Raw genomic sequence first — 8913 nt, forward strand, 5'->3', positions numbered from 1 at the left:
TTCGCTGGCATGGATGGTGCTGGTTCTTTGGCCGTGCGTCAGGGCATCTGCCGCTGCTGCCAGACCTCGGGGTAGCCGGGCAGGTCCTCGCCGCCGAACTTGGCGTAGTGGCCGTCCGGCATGCCCTCGTTGCGCTTGAGCCATTCGTCGAGCTCGTCGGCCGTGATGGGCTCCTGCGGCAGCACCCATTCAGCCGGGACCTCCTCGCCGGCGAAGATCTTCTGCACGGCCAGCAGCGGGGTGCGCCACTGGAAGTTGGAGTAGACCGGGGCGAGCGCGTCGATGCCGGTTTCCTGCCACTTGCGCAGGAAACTCATCTCGTCCTCGCCGGTCATCACCGGCAGCTCCTTGCCGGCGTCCTCGAAGGCCTCGATCGCGGCGACGGCGCCGTCGCCGGCATCCATCCAGACGCCCTGGATGTCACCGGTGGCGAGCTCGTCCGAGATGATCTTCTTGATCTCGGTGGGATCGGCGCCCGTGAAGTAGTCTGTGGCCTCGATGCCCTTCTCGGCGAAAATCTTTTCCGCCGCGGCCCAGCGGTGCTCCAGCACGTCCACGCCGGGCAGGATGCGCAGGGCGACGACCTTGTCGCCTTCCTGCAGCCGCTCGGTCAGGAAATTCGCGGTGTCGATGCCCCAGGCGAAGCCGCCGATCGGGTGGATGAATGTTGTGGCGCAGTCCGTCTCGACGCCGCGGTCGAAGACCACTACCGGCTTGCCCGTCTCGCACGCGCGCTCGACCGCCGGGGTCAGGGCTGCCGTGGAGTTGGGCGAAATGATGAACGCGTCGCAGTTGCCTTCGTTGATGAAGTAGTCGATGTCCGCGATCTGGGTGTTGTCGTTGTCCTTGGCGTCCCGGGTCTCCATTTCGGAGATCACGCCCTCATCCTGCAGCACCTGCAGCTGCTGGTTCATGGTGATCCAGCCGGTCTGCCGCCAGGGGTTGGAAATGGAGGCGTTGGCGAAGCAGACCTTGTGCTCGCCCTCGCTGGCGAACTCCGACGTGTCCGTCATGTCGCCCGCGATGTACTGCAGCCACGGTTCGTCCGGATTGCCTTCGAAGGTGGCCGAGCGCTGCTCGTTCTGCTCGTCGTAGAGTGCCTGGTCGAACCACTCGGCCTGCTCGGTCGCTCCGGGCGAAGCCCCTTCCGTGGCGCCGCCGGTGTTCTCGGTGATGGACGGGTCAGTGGTGCATGCGGTCAGCGCCAGCAACGATGATGCCGCTGCGAGCGTGACCGCTGTCCGGATTCCCTTGGTGCGCATCAGTATCCGTTTCCTCCCTGTTCGGTGCCCTCGGCGGGCTTTGCTGACGTTGCGGTAATGCGGTGTTGTTCGGCGCGCGCGGGAGCGGTGCTTCCCCGGCGCCGGCGCTGCCAGGACCGCGCCGCTGCGGCGACGGCCACGATGATGATCACGCCCTGCACGGTGTCCCGCCAGGTCGACTGCACGCCCAGGAAATTCAGCAGCGTGAACAGGGACTCAAGGGCGAAGGCTCCGGCGGCCGCGGAGAGCAGCCAGCCGCGGCCGCCGCCCAGGACCACTCCACCAAGCACGACGGCGGTAATCGCCGTGAATTCGTACCCGCGGCCTACGGAGGGGTGTACTCCGGCGTAGCCGACGAGCAGGATGCCGCTGACGGTGGCGGCGAGCGAGGAGAGCATGAAGGCGCGGGTACGGACCCACCAGACCCGCGTGCCGGTCAGGGCCGCGGCCGTGGCGTTGTCTCCGACGGCGATGAGCGTGCGGCCGTAGGGGCGGCGCATCAGCCAGAAACCCAACGCGGCGGCAGCAGCCAGAATGATGACCGGATACGGGATGATCCCGAGGACCGGCACGTCCTGGATCCCGCCGCGGCCGATCTGCCGGAAGCTGTCGGCCGGGTTGCCTTGGGCCGCGCCGCCGGTCCAATACATGACCAGCCCGAACAGGGCCAGCATCATGCCCAGCGTGACGATGAAGCTGGGCACCTTCAGCAGGGTGGTGGCCAGGCCGTTGACCAGCCCGATCAGGGCGCCAAGGGCGATCATGAGCAGCAGCACCGGAATGACTTTGGCGTCGTCGTCACCGATCAGGTTGCCCGCCACGATGACCTGCATCGTGACGACTGAGCCCATGGAGAGGTCGAACTCGCCGGCCACGATCACGAAGTACTGGCCGATGGCCGCGATGGCGATCGGGGCGGTGCGGCCGATGAAGCGGATGAAGGACTCGGGTTCGCCAAAGGATGGGTTCACGGCGATGATTGCCGCGAGCAGAACCACCAGCAGGATGAAGACGGCTCCGCCGGGAGTGAGCAGGGTGCGGCGGAAGCGCTCGCCGGCGCCGGCGCGGTTCTGCTGCAGGACGGCACCGCTGTCGGCATGCAGGGTCCGGCTCACGCTGCCACCTCCTGCTTGGTAGCCGGTTCTTCCGGCTGGCCATGCCCGAAGCGGGGCGGCCGCTTGAGGATCGTGCGCCGGGCATAGACGGCAACCGCGACGACGATGACGATGCCGCGGACCACGTCCTTCACGAACGGATTGAGCTGCATGACGGACATGATGTTGTCGAGCATCGCGAAGATCAGGACACCGCCAAGCGTGCCGGTAATGGAGCCCTTGCCGCCGGCCAGCAAGGTTCCGCCCAGGACCACGGCGGCGATGGACAGCAGGTCGTAGCCGCCCTGGGACCCGACCGTCGGGCTGCCCACACCGAGGCGGCTGGCCAGCAGCAGCCCGGCCATCCCCGCCAGGACGGAGCAGATGATGTGGGCGGTGATGATCGGGGTCTGGACGCGAATGCCGGACATCCGTGCCACGTTCAGGTCGCCGCCGACGGCGTAGATGTGGTGGCCGACCCGCGTGCGGTGGAGCAGCACCATCGCCAGGACCGCGCAGGCGAGCATGATGAGGGTGGAGACCGGCACCGGCCCCAGCCCGGTGGCGCCGACGAGGCGGAAGGCGAAGGGCGTCTGGCCGAAGCTGCCCTTGAAGTTCGTGGCCAGGTAGCCGCTGATGATCAGCCCCATGCCCAGGGTGGCGATGAAGCCGTGGACCTTCAGGCCGGCGACGATCAGCCCGTTGGCCAGGCCAATGACCGCGGAGACTCCCAGCGCCAGCAGCACGCCGGGCAGGATGTTCGAGCTGCTGTTGGCCATCACACCAGCGGCGATCAGGCTGGCGAGGCTGGTCACATAGGGCACAGAGAGGTCGAGGCTGCCGACCAGGATCACCAGCGTCTGGCCGATCGCGATGAAGCCGAGGACGCTGGTGCCGGTGAGGATGCTGGAGATGTTCCCCGGGCTAAAGAAGTTCCGTCCGGTGGTGGCCACCAGCACGGCGCCGACGACGAGGGTCAGGAGTGCGACGAGGTAGACGATGTGCGTGGAGGGCAGGCGGCCGAAACTGTTGCCGGCCTTCCAAGTGCTGCTCATGCCGGTTTCCCCTCACCATTGCCGCCCGAAGGCGGGAAGACGTTGGAAGGCCCGCCTCCGCCGTCGTTGTTGCCATTGCCGTTCCGGGCGCCGGTTGCCAGCTGCAGGATGCGCTCCTCGGTCACCCCGGCCGGCAGCTCCCCGGCGAGGCGGCCGTCACGCATCACCAGGATCCGGTCCGACATGCCGATGACCTCGGGCAGTTCACTGGAGACCATCAGCACCGCCGTGCCTTCGGCGGCCAGCTGGCGCATCAGCCGGTAGACCGCCACCTTGGCGCCGACATCGATGCCGCGGGTGGGTTCGTCCAGCAGCACGATGCGCGGGCTGATCGCCAGCCACTTGGCCAGCACGACCTTCTGCTGGTTGCCGCCGGAAAGGTACTGCACCTCCTGGCCCAGATCGCGCGCGACGACCTCGAGGGCGGAGAACATGCCGGGGACTTCCCGCTTGACCCCGCCGGTCTGGCTTGGGAACACCGAGCGGATCACGCTGAGCGCGTTGTCCAGCAGGGACAGGTTCAGGCTCAGCCCCTCGGCTTTGCGGTCTTCGGTGATCAGCGCAATCCGGCCGCGGATGGCCTGCCGGGGTGAGCGGGGCAGCATCTCGATGCCGTCGACGCGCATCGTGCCGCGGCTGAAGGGCTGCGCCCCGAAGATCGCCTGGACGAGTTCAGTGCGCCCGGATCCCTGCAGGCCGGCGAGGCCGACAATCTCGCCGGCTTCGATGCTGAAGCTGATGCTGTCCAGCTGGCCGTTCCCGGCATCGGCAACTTCCAGCAGAGGCGTGGTGGACGGCGGTTCCGCCATTTCTTCCTGCGGCAGCTTGTCAGGAAAGTAGGCGGAGATGGGCCGGCCCACCATCATGCGCACCAGGGTGGAATCGTCGAGGTCCGCGGCGGGGCGGGTGTCGACGATACGGCCGTCCTTCAGGACGGTGATGGTGTCGCAGAGGTCGAAGATTTCGCGGAGCCTGTGCGAGACGTACAGGATGGCGGTTCCGCGCTCACGCAGCCGGTTGATAATGCCGTACAGCAGCTTGACCTCGGGCCCGGCCAGTGCGGCCGTCGGCTCGTCCATGGAGATGATGCGGGCCTCATAGCTGACGGCCTTCGCGATCTCCACGATCTGCTGTTCTGCCACGGAAAGGGACCTGACCTGGGCCGTCGGCCGGATGCTGGTGATGCCCAGCGACTCCAGCAGCTCGGCAGTGGAGGTGTTCATGAGGGCCCGGTTCACCATCAGGCCTTTGCGCGGCTCCCGGCCCAGATAGATGTTTTCGGCCACAGTGCGGTCCGGCAGCAGGTTGAACTCCTGGAACACCGTGGACAGGCCGGCTTCGTGGGCTTGGGTGGGGTGGCTGAAATGGACTTCCTCCCCGTCGATCAGCACGGTGCCTTCGTCCCGCTGGTAGACGCCGGCCAGCACCTTCATGAGGGTCGACTTGCCGGCGCCGTTCTCGCCGACCAGGCCGTGGACTTCGCCCGCGTGCAGGCTCAGCCGCGCGTCCTGCAGCACCGGAATGCCGAAGAAGCTCTTGCCCAGCCCGCGGACCTCCAGCACCGGCGCCTGCTGCGGCCGCGGTGCCGGGGCCCCGGCTGCCTCCGCTGAGGGTCCGGGGGCGGCGTGTTTGCTGGTTACTTCACCCACGCCTCCTACTGTGGCATGCGTCACAGACTTTTGTCGAGGGTTTGGCAAAAGTAGCTGGAGCGAGGTGAATTAGTCGGGCGGGAGACGAATCGAAGTGCTGCGTGCTTTACTGAAAGTGTGTTGAAGCCCACGGTCCCGACCAGCAGCGCCGCCGCTCCGGTTCCCGGCGCCAGCGACATTTTCCAGTTGCTGCGCGACGGCCGGCCGCGCACGCGTTCGGAGCTCGCCCAGCTGACTGGGCTCGCACGGTCGACGGTGGCTTCACGGGTGGAGGCCCTGCGGAAGCTCGGCTACATCGCACCGTTCGGGGGAGCCGCCTCCACAGGCGGCAGGCCGCCGTCGTTGTTTGCCCTCAACCCCGCCGCGCGGGTAGTGGCGGGTGCGGACCTGGGCGCCACGCATGCACTGGTCAGCCTCTCCGACCTCGCCGGCGAAGTCCTCGCCGAAGAACGCGAGGCCCTCAACATCGCCGACGGCCCGGGGAAGGTCCTCGACTGGCTCGGCTCCGCGATCAGCCGGCTGCTCGCGGAAGCGGGCCGGACGGCTGAGGATTTAGGTGCCATCGGCATCGGGCTGCCGGGGCCCGTGGAACATGACACGGGCCGGCCGATTAATCCGCCGATCATGCCCGGCTGGGACCGGGTGGACGTTCCCGCGGCGGTCCAGCAGCACTTCAATGTGCCGGTGCTCGTGGATAACGACGTGAACATCATGGCGCTGGGCGAGCAGGCCACGGCCTGGCCGGGCGTCCGGGACCTGATGTTCATCAAGGTGGCGACCGGCATCGGCGCCGGCATCATTTCCTCCGGCCAGCTCCAGCGGGGGGCCCAAGGCACTGCCGGCGACCTGGGCCACGTCCGCGTCCCGCGGGGCGGGGAGGTGCTGTGCCGCTGCGGCAATACCGGCTGCCTTGAAGCGCTCGCCGGCGGTCCCGCGTTGGCCGCCTTACTGGCGGCCGAGGGGCGCGAGGCTGCCACGAGCGGCGACGTGATCGACCTGGTCCGCTCTGGGGATCTGCGCGCAATCCACGTGGTCCGCCAGGCCGGGCGCGACATCGGCGACGTACTGGCGACCTGCGTCAACCTGGTGAACCCGTCCGTGATCGTCATTGGCGGGAGCCTCGCGCAGGCCGGCGAACACCTGCTCGCCGGCATCCGCGAAGTGGTCTACCAGCGCTCGTTGCCGCTGGCCACCGAGCATTTGCGCATCGCGCCCTCCGTGGCCGGCCAGCGCGCCGGCGTGCTGGGGGCGGCCTCGCTGGCCATCAGCCACGTGCTCTCGCCCGAGGCCATCGAAGCCGCCACCCGGTGAACGCTACTGCTGCTTGCCGGCGATGTTGACGAGCCAGTTGATGCCGAACTTGTCCGTCAGCATGCCGAAGGTGTCGCCCCACGGTGCCTGCGCCAGCTGCTCGGACACGTTCGCGCCCTCGGCGAGCTTGTCCCAGTAGCCGCGCAGTTCGGCCTCGTCCTCGCCGCTGAGCGACATCGAGATGTTGTCGCCGGGCGTGTAGTTCATGCTGTCCGGGGTGTCGGCGCCCATCAGGACCAGGCCGTTCGGCGCCTCCAGCATGGAGTGCATGACCTTGTCCTTCTCGGCCGGATCGTCGCTGGCGCCGAAGTCGCCGAAGGTGCTGACGGACAACTCGCCGCCGAACACCGACTGGTAGAAGGTCATGGCTTCCTTGGCGTTGTTGCGGAATCCCAGGTACGGGTTGAGACGCGTGGGCATATCGGAACCTCCTTGTTGGCGTACATGTCCAGGTGCCGGCCCGGGTAGGGCCGGTCGTACGCGTCCAAGTATTCAGCGTGCCGCGCACGAGTGGAAGACCCCATCTGCGCGTGGGGCACCCCCTCGCCTACTACCGTGTAATCGCCTCCCACGCTCGCAAGCTCGCCGCGGGGCCCTCGGCTACTACCGTGTAATCGCCTCCCACGGCTCGCAAGCTCGCCGCGGGGCCCTCGGCGATTACACTGGTGGCCATGACCCAGACTTCTTCCGGAGACCGCGCCCGCCTGCTCGAACTGATCAAGGAACTGGCGGTGGTCCGGGGGAAAGTCACTCTCTCCAGCGGTGCCGAGGCGGACTACTACATCGACCTGCGCCGCATCACGCTGCACCATGAGGCGTCCCGGCTGGTGGGCCGGGTGATGCTGCAGATGCTCGACGACGCGGGCATCGATTTCGCCACCGCCGGCGGGCTGACGATGGGCGCCGACCCGGTGGGCACCGCCGTCATGCACGCCGCGGCGGACGCCGGCCGGAAGATCGATGCCTTCGTGGTCCGCAAGGCGCAAAAGTCCTACGGAATGGGCCGCCAGGTGGAAGGTCCCGACGTGACGGGACGTCCCGTCGTCGTACTTGAAGACACTTCCACGACGGGCGGTTCCGCGCTGACCGCTGTGGAAGGCGTGCGCAACGCCGGCGGCGAGGTCAAGGCTGTTGCGGTGATCGTGGACCGCGACACCGGTGCCAAGGAGCGGATCGAGCAGGAAGCCGGCGTGCCGTACCTGTTCGCGTTTGGGAAGGACGAGCTGGGCCTCGACTAGGCCCCACGTCACTGCGGTGCCCGGCTGAACCATGGAACTTCCGGACAGTGAGGATGCCCACCAGCTGCGGCTGGCCGCCGGGATGCACCGTGTCTCGCGCAGGTCCTTCCTGATCAGCTCGGCCTTCGGGCTCGCGACCGCGGCGGACCTCGTCGCCACGCGGACGATCCAGGAGCAGCGCGAGCTGCCGCAGATCCTGAACCTGCCGGATGCGTTCGCTGAGGACCGGTTCCCGAGCACCAGCTGGATCCTCTTCCCCGGCTACAAGACCAGCTGGGAAGAGGGGCTGTTCATCCTCAACTCGCTGCGGCCGGCGCTGACGCAGCGGGGACAGATGGCGGTGGCGGGATATTCCAACCGCGGCATGGATCTGCAGCATCTGGCGGAAGTGCTGGAGCGGTACGTGGAGGAGCGGCAGCTGCGGCATTTATACTTCTACGGGCATAGCTTCGGCGGCATGGTTGCGGTGGAAATGACGGCTCGCATGCTGGCCAAGGGGGTCGACGTGCGGCTGATCATGATGGATTCCAGTCCGTACAGCCGCTTCGACGTGCTGGACCGCGCGATGTTCGAAAGCGTGGTGTTCTTCTACGAGGCGGGCTACCGCGTGCCCAGCTACCTGCGCGGCGGCTATGAACTCGGCGAGCGGATCGTGCACAAGAACGAGCGCAGCTGGCGGCAGATCCTGGAGCAGACCCTGGAACAGCTGTCCCCGCTGGCCGTCTCCAGCACGCTCATCCAGTCGCAGTCCTCGTACATCTACCATTTCGACGCCAAGCGTTACCAGCACAGCATCGGGGACACCAAGATCGCGTGGATGGGCAATCCGGACGACGGCACGGTGGACTACCGCACCGCCCGGCGCAGCTGGAGCGTGAACTTCGAAGGCAACCTGCTGACCTCCGACCTCGTCACGGCCGGGGCTCTGCCGGCGCACGCCTCGCCGCAATGGAATCCGGGGGTCTACCAGCCGCTGATCCTGCAGGTGGAGGACGAGTTCTTCCCGATGCCCGGCGGCGGCAAGACCGTATCTGTCTACTAGCTCTCCACAGGCCGGCTCCCTCCACAACCGGGCCTCGGCAGACCACTCCAGACGCTTCGCAAGGGACAATGGGAAGCGTGACCGTCCCGCCCGCACCCCGTGATTCCGCACCGTTCGACCTGGCTGCCATCGGTGCCGGGCTGGTCTTCGCGCACTCGCTGGACCAGCTGGCCGTGGCCTGCGGGAGGGTGCGCCGGCGGGAACCGCGGTGGTCCAGGCGCCGCCGGGCACGGGCAAGACCACGCTGGTGCCGCCGCTGGTG

Annotated in this window: 8 protein-coding genes and 1 pseudogene; 4 read left to right on the forward strand and 5 right to left on the reverse strand. The window is 67.6% G+C overall.

The genetic code is table 11. The annotated features are described in order from the left end of the window. Positions 1-38: 38 nt before the first annotated feature. Genes D477_RS12965 through D477_RS12980 form a run of 4 tightly spaced genes read right to left on the reverse strand, consistent with a single transcriptional unit; the run spans position 39 to position 5060 of the window. Positions 39-1262 (reverse strand): substrate-binding domain-containing protein, encoded by a 1224-nt coding sequence (locus D477_RS12965; protein WP_005269909.1) that lies wholly within the window; start codon positions 1260-1262, stop codon positions 39-41. Continuing rightward, on the reverse strand, positions 1262-2377 hold the full coding sequence (locus tag D477_RS12970; RefSeq protein WP_005269910.1) for an ABC transporter permease: 1116 nt from the start codon (positions 2375-2377) through the stop codon (positions 1262-1264). Before D477_RS12970 ends, D477_RS12965 begins: the two co-directional genes overlap by 1 nt. After that, entirely contained in the window at positions 2374-3411 is a 1038-nt protein-coding gene (locus tag D477_RS12975; protein ID WP_005269911.1) for an ABC transporter permease, read from the reverse strand. Before D477_RS12975 ends, D477_RS12970 begins: the two co-directional genes overlap by 4 nt. Further along, a complete protein-coding gene (locus D477_RS12980; RefSeq protein ID WP_005269912.1) occupies positions 3408-5060 on the reverse strand; it encodes a sugar ABC transporter ATP-binding protein in 1653 nt (550 codons plus the stop codon). Before D477_RS12980 ends, D477_RS12975 begins: the two co-directional genes overlap by 4 nt. Before the next feature lie 120 nt (positions 5061-5180). On the opposite strand from D477_RS12980, the gene D477_RS12985 reads away from it, so the two are divergent. Further along, positions 5181-6371, forward strand: a complete 1191-nt coding sequence (locus tag D477_RS12985) for an ROK family transcriptional regulator (protein WP_005269913.1) — start codon at positions 5181-5183, stop codon at positions 6369-6371. A 3-nt stretch (positions 6372-6374) separates the two neighbouring features. Here D477_RS12985 and D477_RS12990 read toward each other — a convergent pair whose 3' ends face one another. Continuing rightward, on the reverse strand, positions 6375-6791 hold the full coding sequence (locus tag D477_RS12990) for a VOC family protein (RefSeq protein ID WP_005269914.1): 417 nt from the start codon (positions 6789-6791) through the stop codon (positions 6375-6377). Between the two features lie 251 nt (positions 6792-7042). Here D477_RS12990 and pyrE point away from each other — a divergent pair, with 251 nt between their 5' ends. The 3 genes and pseudogenes from pyrE to D477_RS23315 all read left to right on the forward strand — a co-directional run. Beyond that, the gene (gene pyrE, locus D477_RS12995; RefSeq protein WP_005269915.1) at positions 7043-7609 is read left to right on the forward strand and encodes an orotate phosphoribosyltransferase; all 567 of its coding nucleotides are present in this window, start codon (positions 7043-7045) and stop codon (positions 7607-7609) included. A 31-nt stretch (positions 7610-7640) separates the two neighbouring features. After that, positions 7641-8651 (forward strand): thioesterase domain-containing protein, encoded by a 1011-nt coding sequence (locus tag D477_RS13000; RefSeq protein ID WP_005269916.1) that lies wholly within the window; start codon positions 7641-7643, stop codon positions 8649-8651. A 68-nt stretch (positions 8652-8719) separates the two neighbouring features. Continuing rightward, positions 8720-8913, forward strand: a pseudogene (locus D477_RS23315) (hypothetical protein); the annotation flags it as partial.

This window comes from Arthrobacter crystallopoietes BAB-32 (assembly GCF_000328305.2).
In the GTDB taxonomy this organism is placed as follows: Bacteria; Actinomycetota; Actinomycetes; order Actinomycetales; family Micrococcaceae; genus Crystallibacter; species Crystallibacter crystallopoietes_A.